Raw genomic sequence first — 19,060 nt, 5'->3', positions numbered from 1 at the left:
GTCGGGCGATGACATCACTTCTCCCATCGCTGCAGGCGGCGGACCTTCGGCGCGCGCTGACCGACTACCTCGGGACGACCTTCGCGCTCGCCGATGAAGAGGTCCGCATCGCGCTGCAGGACTTCCTCACCGACCCGCAGGAGGGCATCTTCCGCGGGCCGTATGTCCGGCTGCGGCTGCCGTTCCGACCGGCCGACGAGGACTGGGCCGCACCGCTGGACTGGCATCCGGATAGGTTCGCGCCCTACCGGCACCAAGCGGTCGCCTTCTCGCGGCTGACGTCCAAGCACCGCGATCCGCGGCCGACCATCGTCACGACCGGAACGGGCTCCGGGAAGACTGAGTCGTTCCTCGTCCCGATCCTCGACCACGTCCTGCGGGCACGCCGGGCCGGGCAGCGCGGCATCAAGGCGCTGGTCCTCTACCCGATGAACGCGCTGGCCAACGACCAGGCCGGTCGACTGGCCAAGCTCATCACCGGCGACCCCCGCCTGTCCGACGTGACCGCGGGCCTCTACACCGGTGACAAGAACACGCCGAGCACCCGGGTGATCCAGGACGGGCTGATCACCGACCGCGCGATCATGCAGTCCGATCCGCCGGACATCCTGCTCACCAACTACAAGATGCTCGACCAGTTGCTCCTGCGGCCGGCGGACGCACCGCTGTGGCAGCTGTCCCGCGAGAGCCTGCGCTACCTGGTCCTCGACGAGTTCCACACCTACGACGGCGCCCAGGGGACCGACGTCGCGATGCTGCTCCGGCGTCTGGGGCTCATCCTTGCCGTCGACGAGCCGGGCCGGCCGCTCGGTGACATCGTCCCAGTGGCCACGTCGGCCACACTTGGCAGCGGTGACCCGACCGCCATGCTGGCCTTCGCCGCCACTGTCTTCGGCCGCGCGATCGAGCCGGATGCCATCGTCACCGAGGACCGTGTGACGGCCGAGGAGTGGCTGGCAGAACGCGAGGCCTCGGACGCCCGCCCTGGTGTCACCCGCCCGCGCGGCTACCTCGACCTGCCAAGGGTCGCTGCAGAACTCCGCCAGGCCACCACCCCGGACGAGATCATCAGGGCGCTCATCCGCGAGCTCTTCGTGGAACAGCCCAAGCGCGGCGAGCACCTCAACGACCTCAACGACGAGGACGCGCAGCACCTCGTCCGCGGCCTCAACGGCCAAGGTGAGCTCGGCTGGCTGCTCACCCACCACGACCTCACCAAGCAGCTGCTGCGGCTCGCCACCACCCCCAGCGACGTCGCCGATCTCGCGCGCCGTCTCTTCCCCACCGACCGCAGCCCCGCCAACGAGGACGGCGTCCTGCTCCTCGACGCCCTCCTGGGTCTGCTGAGCCTGGCCCGGGTCGGGATGACCGAGGCCGGCGCCGGTCCTCGGTTCCTCTCCACCGACGTCCAGCTGTGGGTCCGGGAGGTCAGCCGGGTCGAGCGCCTCGCCGACAACACGCCGCGCTTCCGGTGGACCGACGACGGCGTCGACACCGGCGGCCAGCTCTACCTACCGGCGATCTACTGCCGCTTCTGCGGACGATCGGGCTGGCGTGTGCTCATCGCTCCCACCGGCCACTCCGTCGAGACCGACGCGTCCAGCATCCGTGCCGAGGCCGTCCGCCAGAACCGGCGCGTCCGGTCACTGCTGTTCGCGCCCGGCGAGGCGGCTGATCTCGAGAGCGGCAAGGCTGCCACGGGGCTGATGTGGTTCGACACCAAGAACCGGGAGCTCCTGACCGGCCCGCCGGACCTCGACGTCGCCTCCCTGGAGGAGAACCCGATCGTCCCGGTGCTGGTCAACAGTGACGACGACCGCGCCGATCGCCGCACTCCCGATCAGCGAGACGTCTGCCCCGCATGCGAGCGGGAGAACGGCATCCGCTTCCTCGGCAGCGGGATCGCCACCCTGGCGTCGGTGTCGCTGTCCAGCGTGTTCGCCAGCGAGCACCTCGAGCGCGCGGAGAAGAAGACGCTGCTGTTCACCGACAGCGTCCAGGACGCCGCCCACCGAGCGGGCTTTGTGCAGGCCCGATCCCACACGCTGACCTTCCGCGGCGCCCTCCGCACCGCCCTCACTGAGCAGCGGTCGCCCCTGTCTGAACTCACCGACGCCGTCCTCACCGCCGCCGGCGACGACCCACACCGACGGCACGTCCTCGTCCCGCCGGTCCTCGTCGGCAACAAGGACTTCCGGGCGTTTGTGGACCCCGACGCCTCGGACGCCCAGGTCGAGCGGGCCCGGCGCCGGGTCGCCAAGCGGCTCGCCTTCGACATCGCCCTGGAGTTCGGGCTCAACTCGCGCCTGGGCCGAACCCTGGAGCTGACAGGCAGCGCGGTCGCCGAGGTGCTCGCCGGCGACACGGGTGACGTCCAGCGTCTTGGTGCCGGCGCGCTCGACGCCGCCGTCCAGCGACAAGCGCTCTCCCCCGGCCTCGACGGCTCCTGGGCGGCCGGCCGCGGCACCGCCCTGGTGTGGTGGGTCCGCGGCGTGCTCGACCGCATCCGCAGTCAGGGCGGCATCCACCATCCGTGGCTCGACGCGTACCTGGCTGCCGACGGCAACCGGTGGCGGATCTGGGGTGGCCGGGACCGGGCCGGCGGCATGCCGGCCTTCCCGTCCGGCCGCGGCGCCCCTGCCTTCCCCACCACGGCGAAAGGCTCCGAGCTGCTGGCATCGATCAGCGGCGCCCGTTCCTGGTACGCACGCTGGGCCTCCGCCTGTCTCGACATCAGCCCCAACGACGGTGCGGTGGTCACCCGCCATCTGCTCGACGTCCTCGTCGACACCGGCACCCTGACCGCGGTCACCAGCGACGGCGGTACCCGCATCTGGGCACTGCCGCCGCAGAACGTCGCCGTGACCGTGCCGTCCGAAGAGGCCCTCCGGTCGGGTGAGCACCTGCTCCGGTGCCCGGTCTGCCACACCGCCGTCCCAGGGACCACACAGGTCGTCGATGAGCTGGACGGCGCGCCCTGCGTGCGCGCCGGCTGCACCGGACGTCTTAGCCGGGACCGACGGGGTGATGACTACTACCGGACTCTCTACGCCAGCCCGCAGGCCAGGCGCGTGGTCGCCGCCGAGCACACCAGTCTCCTGCCTGACGACACGCGGCTGGAGCGGGAGCAGGCGTTCCGCCGGGACGAGCTGCCCGGCGACCCGAACGTCCTCGTGGCCACGCCCACCCTCGAGCTGGGCATCGACATCGGCGACCTGTCGACGGTCATGCTGTCGTCCCTGCCGAAGTCGGTCGCCGGGTACCAGCAGCGCATCGGCCGTGCCGGCCGCCGGACCGGCAACGCCCTGGTCCTCGCCTACGTCCCCGCGCGGGGCACCAACCTCCCCCGCTGGGCCGAGCCGCTGTCAGTGATCGACGGCGACGTCCGCCCGCCGGCGACCTACCTGGACGCGGTCGAGATCCTGCACCGTCAATACGTCGCGCACCTCGTCGATCGCCAGGCAGCCGACCCCGCCGCACCTTCGGCGCGGCTGACGACGCCGGCCGTGCTTGAGACCTGGGAGGCCGACTCCTGGACCGGCCGGCTGCTCACCGACGCCCGGGCTCACGCGGCCGAGTACGTCGTCGAGTTCCTGGCACAGTTCGGTGACGGTGTGCGTCCCGACACCGCCGAGGACCTGCGTCGCTGGGCCGGCGTGGGCATCGGCTCGGACGGGGTCAGCGGCCTGGAGGCCCTGTGGTACCGGGCCGTCGACGGGTGGCGCAAGGAGCGGACCGAGCTCGGTGAGCGGATCACCCGAGCCCAGGATGCGCTGGTCGAGCTGACCGAGCGGGCGAACCAGCCGGCGGCGACCGAGGAGGACAAGCAGCTGTGGCGGAGCACCAAGGCCGAGCTGTCGGCCCTGCGCAAGCGCCGTCAGGAGCTGGTCTCGCAGCACTGGGTGCAGGCGCTGGAGGAGCGGGGCGTCCTCCCGAACTACACCCTCCTCGACGACACTGTGACGCTGGACGTCGCCGTCCGGTGGTTCGACCAGGAGACCGAGGAGTACCACGACGAGCCGCGCAGCTACCAGCGCGGCAGCCGGATCGCGCTCACCGAGTTCGCGCCCGGCTCGACCTTCTACGCGCAGGGCATAGCGGCCCGCATCGACGCCGTCGACCTCGCCAGCACCGGGACCGACCACGTCCAGGACTGGGTGCTCTGTGCCCGGTGCGGCTGGGGCGCCAGCGGGACGGTGACAGTGACCGCTTGCCCGCGATGCGGGGACGCGGCGATCCAGGACACCGGGCAGCGGCTGCAGGTGCTTCCCCTGGAGCGGGTCTCGGCCCAGGTCTCCCGCGACGAGGCCGCCATCACCGACGCCCTCGACGACCGTGAGCGCGAGCAGTTCGCGACGGTCACCGCGGCGGACATCGACCCAGCGGACATCACCGAGGCCTGGCACCTCGCCGACTTCCCGTTCGGCGCCGAGTACATCCGGGCGACCGAGATCCGCTGGCTCAACCTGGGCCGGACCCGGGAGTCGGGGCGCGACCGCAGCATCGCCGGCTTCGACGTGAAGACACCGCTGTTCCGGGTTTGCCCCGGCTGCGGCGTCACGCCCGCCGCCCAGCGTCGCGACGAGCAGGACGCACGGCACCGGGGCTGGTGCCCCCACCGTCGTGACCTCGACATCGAGTGGCGGGAGATCGCGCTCGGCCGGACGCTCCGGACCCAGGCCGTGCGGATGCTCGTGCCGCCGCAGTACACGACCGATCACTTCGCCGCGGTCTCCTTCCGCGCGGCGCTGCTGCTCGGTCTGCGCGAGGTGATCGGCGGCGATCCGGACCACCTGGACGTGGTCGACGTCCACGCACCGGTCGGCGGCGTCGACCGCGTCGCGCTGCTCCTGCACGACACCGTCCCCGGTGGCACCGGATACCTGGCCGACTTCGCCCGCCCGGACCGGGTCAGGGAGCTGCTCCAGGCAGCTCTGGACATCGTCGAGAACTGCCCCTGCGCCGCCGAGGGCAAGCTGGCCTGCCACCGGTGCCTGCTGCCCTTCGTCCACCCCGGGCAGGTGGACAAGACCTCCCGGGCCCGGGCCGCTCAGCTGCTCGCGGAGATCCTCGGGCTGGTTGCGCCGCTCGGGGAGGCCGCCCCGCACGCCTGGCAGCCAGTGCAGGCGGCGTCCATCGCCGACGTACCGCCGCCGTCGCCGGAGAGCCACCTCGAGCAGCGCTTCCGGGACGCGCTCTGCGGTGCGCTGGCCGCCCAGGGCGCGTCGGTGCGGCAGAAGCCGCAGCCGGACGGGACGCTCGTCGAGTTCGCGGTGTCCGGCTCGCACCGCCGCTGGACGATGCGTCCGCAGGTGCCGCTCGGCAACGTCAAGCCGGACTTCGTGCTCAGCACGCAGGACCCGACCGTGCCCGAGGTCTGCATCTTCACCGACGGCGCGCTGTTCCACGCCTCGGCCGAGCACAACCGGGTGCGGGATGACGCGGAGAAGCGGGCGGCCCTCCGGGACCAGGGCAAGGTGGTCTGGGCGATCACATCCAAGGACCTGGACCGCTTCGAGGCGCTCACCGCGGGCACGCCTGCGCCGCCGCTCGGCGCCCTGACCGACCCGTCGCTGGCGATGCTCCGGTCGAAGCTGCTGCCTGGGTCGGCCCCCGAGTCGCTGCTGAAGGACGACGCCGTCAGCCAGCTGCTGGCCTGGATCCGGACCCCCGACGCCGATGCCTGGTCGAAGCTGGCCGACCGGGCGGCTCTCGCCTTTGGGGCGCTGCCGAGCGCTCGACGCTTCCGGCTCTTCGCGAAGCAACTCGTGACCGCGGCGGGCGACGTCCTGTGCGGCGAGCCGACTGTCGGAGACCTGATGGGGCCGCTGGCCGGCTGGTCGTGGTGCCAGGGCGGAAGTCTCGCGCTCACTGCGGCACTGGCCTCGGCACCACTCGGTCTGCACACCGCTCTCGTCGTCGACGACCGGGACGACCGGCTGGAAAAGCCCGCTGGGCAGGATGCGTGGCGGGAGTGGCTCCGACTGTCCAACGTCTTCGGGTTCGCCGACCAGCCGATGACCATCGCGGCGTTGTCGCAGGTGATCAGCGGCTGGGTCACCCCGACGATGGACTTGCCCACCATGCAGGCCGACGGCGACGTCGACCCGGCCTGGCAAGGCCTGATCGACGGGGCGCTGACCGATGCCGAGCGGGCTCTGCTCCGCCGACTCGCCACCGCAGGCGTGCCCGTGCCTGAGCAGGGCTTCGAGACGGACGACGGAACCCCGTTGGACCTCGCGTGGCCGGACGCGAAGGTCTGCGTCCGGCTCGACGAGTCGGACGAGCCCGTCGACGGCTCGTGGACGGTCGCACCCACCGACGTCGACGCCATCACAGAGCTGCTGGGTGCTCCCAGCGCCGGACAGGAGTGACCCGATGGCCAACGTGATCATGTCCAAGCAGTTCACCAAGGACCTCGACGTCGACGGGTCGCTGCGCCCGCGCGCGTGGGAGTTCCTGCACAAGCTGATGGCGGACCACACCGTCCCGGGGCTGCACATCGAACCCATCAACGGGTCGCGGGACAGCCGTGTGCGGACCGGCCGGGTCAACGACAACTACCGGGCGGTGCTTTTCCTCGTCGCTGAGCAGCCGGAGCCGAACTTCGTGCTCGCGGCGATCAAGAAGCATGACGAGGCCAACCGGCTGGCGGCACGGCTGACGCTTCGGGTCAACCCCGTGAACGGCGTTCTGGAGTTCTTCGACGAGGAAGCCGTCGTCACCGCCCCGGGGCCTCAACCCGTCATCCGGCCTCGTGTCGAGGACGACGTCCCAGGTCCGCTCTCCGGCTTCAAGACCTCGGAGCTGACCGACGTCCTGGGCCTGCCCGCGCCCCTCGCGGAGGCGGCGGTCACGGCCGGCGACGAGGACGCTCTGCTGTCCCTAGCCGCGGATGCGCCCGCATGGCAGGCGGACGCACTACTGCAACTGGCGACCGGGACCGCGCCCGAGGACATCGCCGCTGCGCTCCGGGAGTCCGCCGAGGCGGTCGGCGCCGAGCCCGGCGCGACTGCCGATCCGGTTACCGAAGCCGAGCGGGTCGAGCGGGCCCTCAGCCACCCCGCGTCGCAGATGGAGTTCGTGACCATCGTCGACGACGACCAGCTCACCCAGGTGCTGTCCGGCTCGTTCGCCGCCTGGCGCGTCTTCCTGCACCCGGACCAGCGGGCGTACGCCTACCGGGACACCTACCGCGGCGCATTCCGCCTGAGCGGTGGGGCAGGCACGGGGAAGACGGTCGTCGCCCTGCACCGGGCGCACTTCCTCTCGCAGCAGAATCCGAAGGCCCGGATCGTCCTGACCACCTATACGACGACCCTGGCCGACAGCCTCCGCGCCGGCCTGAATGAACTGGATCCCGAGCTGGCCCTGGCCTCGGCGCTGGGAGCCTCGGGGGTCCACGTCGTCGGCATCGACAAGCTGGCGCGCGAGGCGCTGGCGAAGGCAGGCGATCGAGCACTGCGAGCGGTGTCGACCCACCTCGGATCCCTGTCGCTGCAGGGTGAGCTGGCGCTGCGGGACAACGAGGACCGGCAGCTGTGGGAGGAGTCCGTCGCGACGGCCGGGGAGAGCCTGCCGCCGCACCTGCGGACGCCGACATTCCTCACCGCCGAGTACCGCTCGGTGATCCTCGGGAACGGTGTCACGACGCGGGAGGAGTACGCGCGTGTCCCGCGGACCGGTCGCGGCGTGCGGCTGAGCCGAGCCGAGCGGCTGGGCGTGTGGGCGGTCGTCGAGGCCTACCGGCGCCGGCTGTCCATGGAGGGCAAGGCGACCTTCGCCGAGCTGGCCGCCCTCGCGTCGGCTGCCGTGGCCGCGGCACGGCCGGATGGCCTGGCCGACCACGTCATCGTCGATGAGGCCCAGGACCTGCACACCGGGCACTGGCGGCTGCTGCGCTCCCTCGTCCCCGCGGGGCCGAACGAGCTGTTCATCTGCGAGGACTCTCATCAGCGCATCTACGGGGAGAAGGTCGTCCTCGGCCGCCTGGGGATCAACATCCAGGGCCGCTCTCGACGCTTGACGCTGAACTACCGCACGACCGCTCAGAACCTCCGGTTCGCGGTCGGAGTTCTCGAGGGCGCGGAGGTGACCGACCTCGAGGGCGAGGGCGAGGACGTCAGCGGTTACCGCTCCCCGCTCCGCGGCCCCCGGCCGCGGCTCCTGCCTACGCCGTCTCTGCCTGCGGAGCTCGACCAGATCGCCGACGTCCTGAAGGGCTGGCTCGCGGAACCTGACGTCGAGCCGGCGAGCCTCGCCGTGCTCGTGCGCAGTGGTGCCGTGCGCGACCTCGTGCAGCGAGGCCTGGCCGACCGTCAGGTCACCGTGCAGACGGTGGAGGGCCGACGGTCACGGACGGCCCCGGCTCCCTCGCTGCTGACGATGCACCGGGCCAAGGGGCTGGAGTTCCGCAAGGTCGTACTCGCCGGCGTGGACGAAAGCCAGGTCCCGGCTGGCCGGGTCATCGGCCAGTACCCGGATGACGACCGCGGTGACGCCTTGGTGCGTGAGCGGCTCCTGCTCTACGTCGCGTCGTCCCGTGCTCGGGACGAACTGGTGGTCACGTGGCACGGCTCTGCCTCGCCGTTCCTGCCATCGCCGCTCGCCTGACATCCCCCCAACGCTCTACTCCCCCGACCAGATCACGAAGGAACCACATGGCACACACGACCGGACCCGAAGCCGCGTTGTACCCCTCAGTCGAGGCATGGGCGAAGAAGACCCTCGGCTGCTGGGCAGTCGCCGTTGACACCGGTCCGAGCCTCGGGCGCATCGACGTCGTCGGCCTGCGCGACTTCGGCGGTGGTGACCTGGCATCCAGGTCCGAGGTCGTCGCCATCGAGGTGAAGAGACGGGGAGCGCCCTTCGCCAAGTCCGCAGGCCAGGCCCACGGCTACTCGGTCATGGCGGACCGCTGCTACCTGGCCCAGCAAGGTGAGAACGTCACCGACGAGCAGATGGTCGTCGGGAGCCGACTGGGTATCGGACTCCTCCTCATCTCTGAGGCAGGTCGGGTGACGGAGCGGCTCACTGCCCCGTTGCAGGAGCCGATCCCCGAGCTTCGAGCCAAGCTGTTGGACAAGCTCGATTGCGCGACGTGCACCCTGTGCTCGACCATCTTCCGGACTAGCAAGGCGTCAGGCTCCAGCAACGTCATGCGACGGGAATGGGACACCTCTCCGGACCTGTCGGCTGCCGCAAATGCCGAAAAGGGCCTCATGTGGTGGCTGTACACGGCGGCAGGAGAACGGGACAAGAGTGGTCGGAACTCGACGTACTGGCGTCGCTATCTGTGTCCTGACTGCGTCTTTGCGCTGGGCTCTCAGCGACCCAAAGAAGCCTGATTGCAGTCCTTGCCGCCTCAACACTTGACGATGGAAAAAACGACGTCACCGGGGCCGCTGGGGCAGACACCACAACGGATGCAGGCGGACCTCTTTTCGGAGATCAGCGGGATTCGTCGTCCGTTCTCAGGGCACGGGTACCGCTTGCCAGGCAAGGCCACCAGGTCCGCGCGCCCATCGGCGAAAGTCTCGGCCAGGTAGGCCCATCGCACCCAGGGATGGCGCCGCCGAGCCTGCTTCACCGCCTCCAGGTTGTCGGGATCGACGGACAGGTGGACGGAGAGGTTCGGCAGGCCCGAGAAGACGGGCAGGACGTCAAGGGCGGCGGGGTCGAAGCTCCGGGTGTAGACCCAGAAACGGACATCAGGACTGTCGCGGATCACGTCGGCCCAGGCCTCGGCGTAGGTCAGCGAGAAGAAGTCGCCGTCCCAGTGAATGCGGAAGTCGCGCGGCACCCTGGCGCCGCGCCTCTCGGCTCGGTCGCAGTCCGCCCGGAAACCGCCGATCATGTTGACCAGCAGTTCGGCCATGCCCGACCGATCGAGTCCAGCGAGTGCCAGCATGTTGCCGGTCAGGACATCCAGCACGCCCTTGTAGAGCTTCTCGAGCTTGCCCGCATAACAGACACGCTCACACGTCGCCGTGGCGCCAGGACATGAGTACCGACGGCCAGCCGGGAGACCGAAACTGTTCGCAATCCTGGCCGTCTTGCCGTTCGGTGACGGCAGGTTCGTGACCTTGCGGTCCGCTGAGCGCCGAAGAACGCCCGACCCTCGGACGGATGACGCAGCGGAGTCACCACGGGCGTCGGAGTCGACCCCAGTGCCCAAACCCGGACCCGCGACAGCAGCCGAGGCCATGGCCTGACCGCGCGCTATGCAGCCGGTTGACTATCTCGTCTCCAGGCTCGAGGCCTCGGCCGGTCGCCCCGGCAAGTCAAAACCCGGCAAGCTGTCGCCAGCTCAACGCGACCTACAGCCAGCCGACGTCGGCCGATGATCGCGGTCCCCGTGTCGATCCGAGTGCCATCCATGGCCGCCTCCTCGACAAGCGAGGTCAACGGTCTGGAGGGGGCTCGTCCAGGTCAACACCAGCTTGCGCCAGACCGGCTCATGACAGCGCTTCCGGACTTTGCGCACGTCCCTGGTGACTCGATGGGGTCAAATCATGATTCGCGGTGAAGCCGGATGGGCCGCTTGCCGAGAGAGGTTCCGTGACCAGGTGTGCCTTCGCCGAGACGGAGCGGGCCGAGCGGGTGCGATTCCATGCAGCGTGAGCGCTTGGCAGGGGCTCTGCAAGAGCTCCTAACAGCCAAGCCTGATCAGGATAAGCGGCAGCTACTCGCGGGACTGCGACAGCGAGCCTTCGAGGGCCTGACAACCACCGACGTCAACAGCGTCCTCTATGCGCGCTGGTCACCGTTCACCTCGGATGGCAGGACGCCGCCTCGGTGGCGCCTGGCCGATTCACCCCGCATGGCTCCACACACCCTCCCCGGCGCCAGCCTCCCGTTTGGACGGCTGCGGTCCTATGCCGGCCGCGCACCGCGGGCCTGGCAACACGAAGCCTTAGCTTGTCGTTTAACCCGTGACCTTGTCGTTTCTGATGCGTGCGCGGTCTCGGGTCTCGGTCTTGCCGACGTCGTAGCGGGGGGCGGGCTGCCGGTTCCTGGTCCCCGGTGGGCGTCTCGGTCCGGGGTGGTTGGGTTTGGAGCGCGGGCCGGCTGCGCGGTCTTCGCGCGCAGGTGGCGAAACCCACGCCGCACCCGGGCGGGGGTCAGCCGCTCGGCGGTCAGCGGCTTCTCCCAGGGCCGGCGCAGATCGCGGGCCAGCGGGCGGGCCAGGCGCAGCTGGGTGTGCGCGGCGATGACCAGCCAGGTCCAGCGGTCGGCCGCCTGCGGAGAACGGATCTTCGGGGCGGTCCAGCCCAGGGTCTGCTTGAACAGCCGGAGCGTGTGTTCCAGGTCGAAGCGGCGCAGATAGGCCCGCCAGCAGCGGTCGACCCCGGCGGTCTCGGCCTCGGCCGCCGAGGTCCACAGCCAGACCGGCCTGGCCTGCCGGGAGCCGGGCAGGTGCTCCACCTGCAGGCGGATCAGCGTGCCTTCCACGATCGGCAGCGGGCCGTCGTGGCCGGCCCACGGCCCGCGATGTTGCAGGCGCGGGTGCATGCGCGGCCACGAGGTGGCCTCGGCCCGCCCGTAGCGGGCGGTGCCGGCCACCGAGCGGGTGCTCGGCGCCGGCCAGCTGCCCGGATCGGTCAGGGCCATGACCGCGCCGTGCCGGCGCGGCCGGCCCATCGGCGCGGCGCCCTCGACCGGCCGCGGCGGTGCGGAAGCGAGCAGCACCCGGTCGGCGCGGATCCGCCCGATCAGCTGGATCGACAGGTCCGCCAGCACAAAGGCCAGGCGGTGCACGTCGTAGCCGGAGTCGAGCACCACCAGAATCGCCGGGTCACCGACCCGCCAGTGTCCGGCCGCGCGCAGCCGGCCCACCACCGCCCGCAGCTGGGCTGCGGTGACCGCGGTGGCGTCGTCGGCCGGGCCCAGGCGCACCGCGTCCAGGACCGCCGTCCAGCTGGTCGGCCCGCTCTCCAACGCCGCCACCAGCTGATACGGCCAGCCGGGGACCCGCTGGTCGGCGTCGCGACCGCGGCCGCGGCCATAGACATGGCAGAACAGCCGCTCCGGGCACGTCGGCGCGTCCGGACGCAGCCACGGCGAGACGTCCACGCCGAGCACGATCCGCCCGCCGAACATCCGCGGCAGCGGCAGCCCGACCAGCGTCTCGCGCAGCCGCCCGGTGTTCACCTCGCCGCGGTTGACCGCGTCATAGAGGGCACCGTGCCCCCGCCGATGCTCCGGCTCCAGGCACAGCCCGACCAGCGAGTGCACCGGCCCGTCGGCGCACAGCAGGGCGTCGGCCAGCTCGAACAGCGCATCGGCGCGCCGGCCCAGGCACCGGTACAGCTCGCCGCGGAACCGGTCCAACGCCACCGCCGCCAGGCCCTGGCCAGCACCGTCGACCGCGTCCACACTGTCCATCACGGCCACCGCCGATCCTCAGAGCCGCGCAACTCCGAAGGATCCAGCGGTGGCCGCCCTCATGCCAGACGCCGAACCACAGCCGTGCAACTCACTGGCCAGAGCGGTTAAACCACAAGCTTAGAAGACGTTGCAGAAGTAGGGCTTCGGTCTCTGTTCCGTCCTGACGGTTCGGCTCAGGCTGCCGGGTATGTCGTCGCCGGCGTCTTCCCCGCCGCCCCGGCTGATCAGCGATGAGTTGTGGGCGCTGTTCGAGCCGTTGATCCCGCCGCAGCGGCCAGCAGTGCATGGCCGCACCGGTCGCCCGCGGGTCTCGGATCGGGACGTGCTGGAGGGCATCGCCTTCGTGCTGTCCACCGGTATCGGCTGGACCAAGTTGCCGATCGAGCTGGGCTACGGCTCGGGCTGGACCTGCTGGCGGCGGATGCGCGAGTGGGCCGACGCCGGCGTCTTCGACCGCGTGCACCAGGCCGTCCTGGACCGGCTCGGCGAGAGCGGTCGGCTGGACTGGTCGAGGGCCAGCCTGAACTCGGTCAGCGTCCGGGCGAAAAGGGGGGTGAGCTGACCGGCCCGAACCCGACCGACCGGGGCAAGGCCGGCAGCAAGTACCACCTGCTCGTCGACGCCACCGGGCTACCGCTGAATGTCCTGGTCTCCGGCGCGAACCGGCACGACAGCCTCTTCGTCGAGCCGATCCTCGGCCGCATGCCGGCGATCAAGCGCGGCGGTCGCGGTCACCCTCGCCGGCGGCCGGTCAAGCTGCACGGGGACAAGGGCTACGACAACCCGCGGGTCCGCCGCTACCTGCGCCGCCGCGGGATCACCGCCCGGATCGCCCGAATCGGGCGCGACTCCAGCGCGCGCCTCGGCCGGCACCGCTGGGTCGTCGAGCGCACCCTGGGTTGGCTGCTGTCCTACAAACGCCTGGCGCTGCGCTACGACCGCACCGCCGCGACCATCACCGCCCTCGCCCGGCTCGCCGCCATTCTCATCTGCGCCCGCCGGCTACCGACCGACTAATGCAACGGCTTCTTAGACGCCTGGTCGGCCAAGGGCCGCCGGGGTGTCGTGGAGGCTGTCACTGGCACGGGCAAGACCACGGTGGGCGTGCTGGCCGCTGCGGCCGCTATGGACGCAGACGAGAAGGTATTGATCCTCGTGCCGGGGCGCGAGCTGCTTGATCAGTGGTACGACGTCTTGCGGCGCGACCTCCCCGCCGTCCCAGTTGGGCGCTTCGGTGGAGGACACGAAGACGACTTCGACGTCCACGAGATCCTTGTGTCCACCGTGCAGTCAGCCTCCAAGTACCAGATGTTGAGGCCACGCATGGCTGGGCTCCTCATCGCCGACGAAGTACATCGCTACGGTGCCCGGACCTTTGCCAGAGCCCTCGAGCCAAACTTTGATGCTCGCCTTGGATTGACAGCTACCTACGCGCGCGAAGACGACGGTGTCGCCAAACTTCTTGAGCCCTATTTTGGACCTGTCGTCGCCGGATGTGACTACGAACGTGGCCTGGCGGACGAGATCCTGGCTCGATTCCGAGTTGGGTTCGTCGGCGTCAACTTCACGGCCGAGGAGTGCGAGCGGCACGACGACTACGACGAACAGGCCAGGACGCTTCGCCGTCGACTAATCCTCGAACATGGCTGCCCTGCTGAGCCGTTCGGCGAGTTCATGTCAGCAGTCGGACAGCTGAGCGAGGGCGGAATCGTGGACTCACGGCCGACGAAGGACGCCCGCCGCTACCTCCACGCCTTCAGCAAGCGTCGACAGCTGTTGGCCGACTGCCGTCGCAAACACGAGGCATTAGCAGGCTTGGCTCCACTACTGGCCTCTGCCGACCGAGGGCTTGTCTTCACCGAGACCCGGCAGAGCGCCGACGAAGCCGCGTACATTTTACGCGAGTACGGGATCTCGGCTTTGGACTTCACCAGCGCATTGAAGCCGTGGGAGCGCAAGGAGCGCCTCGAGGCCTTCAAGCGCGGGAGCGTGCGCGTGCTCGCGGCTCCCCGGGTCCTCGATGAAGGCATCGACGTCCCTCAGGCGGATGTGGGAGTCATCCTGGCTGCCAGCCGCAGCGAGAGGCAGATGATCCAGCGCATGGGCCGGGTCATCCGCCCCAAGGCAGACCATCGCCCTGCGACCTTCGTCGTCATGTACGTCCGCGGTACGGCCGAGGACCCCGCTCTGGGCGCGCACGAGGACTTCCTCGACCAGCTCACCGATGTCGCCGAGGAGACCGTGTTCTTCGGTCCCGAAGCCACCGGCGCCGAGATGCTGGCTTGGCACCGCGAAGGAAGGGCGTAGTCGCTCCCGAGACCTCTCGCATGTCGGGTTTTTCTGTTCGTCGCAGGGGTGGAACCGCGTCGTTCACAGGCTCGCTCGCCCGTAGGCCACAGCGCCTCTTGACCCCGAGCCCGACACCTCCCGAGCGATTGCGTCACCGTGTCGAGCTGCGTAGCGAGCTGACCCCCTCGCGTGTCGACGCCTTGCACTGTCGCGGCGGCCTGATCTGATGCCTTAGTGAAACTGGCGACCTGGAACTGCAACGGGAAGCTCGATACCAAGCTCCCGCACCTGCTCGATGTCGGCATCGATGTTGCCGTCCTGTGCGAAGCGAAATCACCAACCTCCTGGCCGACGACGCCCGACGGACGGGCAGTGACCGGGCTAAGTCGGCCGGTACAGGGCGGGGGCTGGAAGGAGCTCGTGGTCGTCGCCTGCCAACCATGGGGGTTGACGCTGCATGAGGCTGCGGACGCCGCGCCCCACTGGACATTGCCCGTACGCGTCAGCGGCCCCACGTCTTTCTCGCTCGTGGCTCTGTACACGGCGAAGTTCCCCGGCTCGCGGAGCTACGAGGCGGAGATCGACCGGGCCGTCGATTGGATAGAGGCAGCGTCCGGCGAGGGGCCGGTGGTGCTGGCCGGCGACTTCAACTCACCCATCACTACGACTCAAAAGCAGTACGACCAGGTTGCGCGCCGACTCGACAACCTGGGCCTGGTGGATGTCTACCGAACTGCCCGCGACCTCGAACACGGTGAGCCGCCCGTGGAGGCGACGTACTACCACCACCGACGACGAGAGCGCGGATTCCACATCGACCACATCTGGCTGCCTGCGGATTGGGCGGACGGCGCGAAGGTCGATGTCGGGGATTTCGACACCTGGATCGCCCCAGGACTCAGCGACCACGTGCCGGTGACCGCCCATCTCGACGACAGCCGGTTCATGGCGACGCTGTAGGGCTACGCGAGTCGTTGCCTCGCGGGTCGGCGGCCGAGAAGCTGACCCGCGAGGCGATGCCGCCGGGGCGCCGCCCGAACGGAGGTGGCATGTACGCCCGATCCACCAGCATCCGCGGCAACCTCAGCAACCTCGACGCCGGCATCGCCTACGTGCGCGACGAGGTGATGCCGGCGGTTCCGAAGACGGAGGGCTGCGTCGGCCTGTCGCTGCTCGCGGACCGCGGAAGCGGCCGCTGCATCGTCGCGACCTCCTGGGTCGACGAGCAGGCCATGCGCGCCACCGCCCACGAGGACCGCACCGTCCAGCACCGCCTCATGCACACCCTCGGCGGCGAGCACGCCGACGTCCAGGAGTGGGAGATCGCGGTCCTGCACCGGGAGCGTGCGGCCGGGGACGGCGCCGGCGCGCAGGTCACCTGGGCCCGTATCGCACCGAACCACCTCGACGACCTGCTCGACGCCTACCGGCACAACCTGCTGCCCAAGCTCCAGGAGCTGCCCGGCTTCTGCAGCGTCAGCATGCTGGTCGACCGGCGCCTCGGCCGGACGGTCAGCGTCACCAGCTTCGAGAACCGCGACGCCGCCGGGCTGGTCCGCAAGCACGCCCGGTCGCTGCGCGAGCAGTTCGCGCAGGCCATGGGCGCCAAGATCGTGGACGTCGCCGAGATGGACCTCGTCCTCGCCCACCTGCACGTCCCCGAGGCCGTGTAGGAGGCCACGAAAGGCAGGAGCGCCCCGGCGACCGTGGTCCGCCGGGGCGCTGCCGCGAGAAGTGCCAGACCCCGGCCCCAGCGCCGGCCAGGACCGCACTGGTGCTGGTGTGACCGCTGTTACGCATGGGACACCGGTGCCGCGACACGGGCCCGCCACGTCGCCCGAATGGAGGCCCCTCCGCGCGGCCGCCGTTCACAGGGGTTAACGTTCCCGCCAGGTGACCTAGGTCACTTGACAAACGCAACCCAGCGACAGGCAGGCCGATGCTCTACACCGCTTACGAGATGAACCGCCGGATGGGAGCGCCCGTCGTCGCGGCGTCCGAGTGGACCGCCCGCGCACTGCAGGGCCTGCCGACCCCGCTGGGCCGCACCCCGGCCGTCCGTCACATGCGGGCCGCCTGCGACATCCTCGCCAACGCGCGTCCCACCCACCACCGCCCGGCCTTCGGCATCACGACCGTGCCGGTCGGCGACCGCGAGGTGGACGTCTTCGAGCGCCCAGCCCTGAGGACGCCCTTCGGCACCCTGCTGCACTTCACCAAGCCCTCGGTGACCGGCCAGCCCCGCGTACTCGTCGTCGGCCCCATGTCCGGCCACTTCACGACGCTCATCCGGCCGACGATCAAGACGCTGCTGTCCGACCACGACGTCTACGTCATCGACTGGCACAACGCCCGGGACATCCCCACCGAGCACGGGCCCTTCGGGCTGGACGAGTACATCGACCACGTCATGCAGGCGCTGCGCCACCTCGGCCCCGGCACCCACCTCCTGGCCGTCTGCCAGCCCGCGCCGCTGGTGCTCGCAGCCGCCGCCCTGCTCGCGGAGGCGAACGACCCGGCCGAGCCCGCCAGCGTCACCCTCATGGCCGGCCCGATCGACACCCGCATCAACCCCAACCGGGTCAACACGTCGGCTGCTGACAAGCCGCTGTCCTGGTTCGAGCGCCGGGTCGTCGACACCGTGCCGAGCCGGTACGCGGGCGCCGGACGGCGGGTCTACCCCGGCGTCGTGCAGCTGACCGCCTTCATGTCGATGAACCCGAAGCGGCACCTCACCGCGCACGCGCGGATGTACCGCGACCTGGTCACCGGCAACGCGGTCCGGGCCGCGACCACCCGCGCCTTCTACGACGAGTACGGCGCGGTCATGGACGTCCCCGCCGAGTTCTACCTGGAGACCGTCGGCCGCGTCTTCCAGCAGCACGAGCTCCCCCGCGGGCGCTTCACCTGGCGGGGCAAGCGCGTCGACCCCGGCGCCATCCGGAACGCCGCGCTGCTCACCGTGGAGGGCGCGAACGACGACATCTGCTCCCCCGGCCAGACCGAGGCGGCCCACGGGCTGTGCACCGGGATCCCCGAGGAGCGCAAGCGCCACCACCTGCAGGAGAAGGTGGGCCACTACGGCGTCTTCAGCGGGTCCCGCTGGGAGACCGAGGTCTACCCCGTCGTCCGGGAGTTCATCGCCTCCACCCGGGACCGGGAGCGGACGGCGTCCTAGGGCTGACCCGCACCCACCAGAAGCGGCCGGCCGCCCGCTTCTGCGGCTGATAGTTGCCGCGCAGGTGCCCCTTTCGCCGGATCCGGCGAAAGGAGCGCCTGCGCGGCAGCGGCGCGCAGGCGCGTCACTCCACTCGGACCGCGTCTTCCAAGGATCCGAGCCGATCACTGGTGATACTCGGGCAGTGACCCAGCCAGACCTGATCGGTCGGATCGTCCGTCCTGAACCCGTCGAGGTCCGGAGTGTGTGGCCAGGTGAAGCCACGCACTTCACGCCGTGGCTCGCGGCGAACCTCGACTGGCTGGACGCGCTGGGTCTCGGGCGCCTCGAGTTGGTCGGCACCGAAGTGGTGCTGCCGACCGTGAACCGGAACCTGGACATCCTCGCGCGTACGCCCGACGGCCGGCGGATCGCCATCGAGAACCAGTACCTCAAGGTCGATCACGACCACCTGACCCGAGGTCTCGCGTACGCCGTCGGACACGACGCCAAGGCGCTCGTCGTCATCGCCGAGGACCACGGCTCGGAGTTTATCGCGATCGCCGACTACCTCAACTCCGCCTATGAGCAGCTCGGATCGGAGAAGGGGATCGCCGTCTTCCTGGTGCAGGTGACGGCGGAGCAGGTCGGGCAGGCGATCGTCCCGCGGTTCACCGTGGTCGCTCGTCCCAACACCTGGTTGACCGCCGTCCACGGCCAGGACGACGGCGGTCCCCGGTCGGTTACCGCACTCCTCGCGGCATGCGACAGCAGCTTCCGATCTGCGGCCCAAGAGATCCTCGAGCAGTGGGAGAGCCGCCCAGGCGCATCAATGCGCATCAACGCGGGTTCGGTGTCGGTCTCGCTCGACTACCCATACATCCCGGGCGAGGGGCCGCGGTCGGTTTACGTGCTCTACGGCACCGGGGTGATGACCGTGAACCGCGGCTACTTCAAGGACTTCGGCTCACTGGGCGAGGACCGAGTCGCTGAACTCGACCGTGCGCTGGAGACTCACTTCCCGGCGCTCAACGACAGGCCGTACTACCCGTCGGTCGTAGCACCTGAGCCGGGACCAACGGCAGCCTTCGCCGACTGGCTCATCGAGTGGATCCCCGGCGGCTCCCCCCACAACCGGGTTGGTTTGAACCCGGCGTCCCTCTCAACTAGCTGACCGACACGTCAGCCGCGGCGCGTTCACTGCACGTGGGTCGGCGTTTGTCG

11 protein-coding genes and 1 pseudogene are annotated in these 19,060 nt (G+C 70.2%); 10 read left to right on the top strand and 2 right to left on the bottom strand.

All coding sequences use genetic code 11. The features are described from left to right. Positions 1-8: 8 nt before the first annotated feature. From BLS21_RS12175 to BLS21_RS12165, 3 genes are read left to right on the top strand one after another with little or no spacing between them, the layout of a single operon-like run. The gene (locus BLS21_RS12175) at positions 9-6,374 is read left to right on the top strand and encodes a DEAD/DEAH box helicase (protein ID WP_091218366.1); all 6,366 of its coding nucleotides are present in this window, start codon (positions 9-11) and stop codon (positions 6,372-6,374) included. Between the two features lie 4 nt (positions 6,375-6,378). After that, positions 6,379-8,613: a 3'-5' exonuclease gene (locus tag BLS21_RS12170; protein ID WP_091218364.1), complete on the top strand. Its 2,235-nt coding sequence runs from the start codon at positions 6,379-6,381 to the stop codon at positions 8,611-8,613. Positions 8,614-8,660: 47 nt separating this feature from the next. After that, positions 8,661-9,347: a hypothetical protein gene (locus BLS21_RS12165; RefSeq protein WP_091218361.1), complete on the top strand. Its 687-nt coding sequence runs from the start codon at positions 8,661-8,663 to the stop codon at positions 9,345-9,347. Between the two features lie 17 nt (positions 9,348-9,364). On the opposite strand, the gene BLS21_RS12160 is transcribed toward BLS21_RS12165, so the two are convergent. Together BLS21_RS12160 and BLS21_RS12155 are read right to left on the bottom strand one after the other, a co-directional pair. Further along, positions 9,365-10,207: a GP88 family protein gene (locus BLS21_RS12160; RefSeq protein ID WP_175479547.1), complete on the bottom strand. Its 843-nt coding sequence runs from the start codon at positions 10,205-10,207 to the stop codon at positions 9,365-9,367. A gap of 668 nt (positions 10,208-10,875) precedes the next feature. After that, entirely contained in the window at positions 10,876-12,387 is a 1,512-nt protein-coding gene (locus tag BLS21_RS12155; RefSeq protein WP_245700349.1) for an NF041680 family putative transposase, read from the bottom strand. A 190-nt stretch (positions 12,388-12,577) separates the two neighbouring features. Here BLS21_RS12155 and BLS21_RS12150 point away from each other — a divergent pair. The 7 genes and pseudogenes from BLS21_RS12150 (at position 12,578) to BLS21_RS12125 (ending at position 19,010) form a co-directional block, all read left to right on the top strand. Then, positions 12,578-13,407, top strand: a protein-coding gene (locus BLS21_RS12150) for an IS5 family transposase (RefSeq protein WP_425431610.1) whose coding sequence is annotated in 2 segments (ribosomal slippage) — positions 12,578-12,934 and positions 12,937-13,407 — 828 coding nt in all. Because the reading frame shifts where the segments join, the coding sequence is not laid out codon by codon here. Positions 13,408-13,431: 24 nt separating this feature from the next. Then, positions 13,432-13,812: pseudogene (locus tag BLS21_RS26210) on the top strand (DEAD/DEAH box helicase family protein); the annotation flags it as partial. A gap of 252 nt (positions 13,813-14,064) precedes the next feature. After that, positions 14,065-14,697 carry a DEAD/DEAH box helicase gene (locus BLS21_RS26205; protein ID WP_281241933.1) on the top strand — a complete coding sequence of 211 codons (633 nt, stop codon included), beginning with the start codon at positions 14,065-14,067 and terminating at the stop codon, positions 14,695-14,697. A 216-nt stretch (positions 14,698-14,913) separates the two neighbouring features. Beyond that, entirely contained in the window at positions 14,914-15,639 is a 726-nt protein-coding gene (locus BLS21_RS12140; RefSeq protein ID WP_139177088.1) for an endonuclease/exonuclease/phosphatase family protein, read from the top strand. A gap of 89 nt (positions 15,640-15,728) precedes the next feature. After that, on the top strand, positions 15,729-16,352 hold the full coding sequence (locus BLS21_RS12135) for a hypothetical protein (protein ID WP_091218351.1): 624 nt from the start codon (positions 15,729-15,731) through the stop codon (positions 16,350-16,352). 266 nt (positions 16,353-16,618) lie between these two features. Then, positions 16,619-17,857, top strand: coding sequence for a polyhydroxyalkanoate depolymerase (locus BLS21_RS12130; protein ID WP_091218348.1), 1,239 nt, complete (start codon positions 16,619-16,621; stop codon positions 17,855-17,857). Between the two features lie 184 nt (positions 17,858-18,041). Further along, entirely contained in the window at positions 18,042-19,010 is a 969-nt protein-coding gene (locus BLS21_RS12125) for a hypothetical protein (RefSeq protein WP_091218346.1), read from the top strand. Positions 19,011-19,060 lie beyond the last annotated feature (50 nt).

It is taken from the genome of Geodermatophilus siccatus (genome assembly GCF_900103785.1).
Lineage (GTDB): Bacteria > Actinomycetota > Actinomycetes > Mycobacteriales > Geodermatophilaceae > Geodermatophilus > Geodermatophilus siccatus.
The sequence above is the reverse complement of the archived record's forward strand: the minus strand, read 5'-3'. Positions and strand labels throughout refer to the sequence as shown.

What these genes read in the sequence shown, in the direction of transcription:
- BLS21_RS12165 (WP_091218361.1), top strand. Translation starts at nt 8,661, where the DNA reads ATGGCACACACGACCGGACCCGAAGCCGCGTTGTACCCCTCAGTCGAG.
- BLS21_RS12160 (WP_175479547.1), bottom strand. Translation starts at nt 10,207, where the DNA reads ATGGCCTCGGCTGCTGTCGCGGGTCCGGGTTTGGGCACTGGGGTCGAC.
- BLS21_RS12155 (WP_245700349.1), bottom strand. Translation starts at nt 12,387, where the DNA reads ATGGACAGTGTGGACGCGGTCGACGGTGCTGGCCAGGGCCTGGCGGCG.
- BLS21_RS12175 (WP_091218366.1), top strand. Translation starts at nt 9, where the DNA reads ATGACATCACTTCTCCCATCGCTGCAGGCGGCGGACCTTCGGCGCGCG.
- BLS21_RS12135 (WP_091218351.1), top strand. Translation starts at nt 15,729, where the DNA reads ATGTACGCCCGATCCACCAGCATCCGCGGCAACCTCAGCAACCTCGAC.
- BLS21_RS12170 (WP_091218364.1), top strand. Translation starts at nt 6,379, where the DNA reads ATGGCCAACGTGATCATGTCCAAGCAGTTCACCAAGGACCTCGACGTC.
- BLS21_RS26205 (WP_281241933.1), top strand. Translation starts at nt 14,065, where the DNA reads ATGTCAGCAGTCGGACAGCTGAGCGAGGGCGGAATCGTGGACTCACGG.
- BLS21_RS12130 (WP_091218348.1), top strand. Translation starts at nt 16,619, where the DNA reads ATGCTCTACACCGCTTACGAGATGAACCGCCGGATGGGAGCGCCCGTC.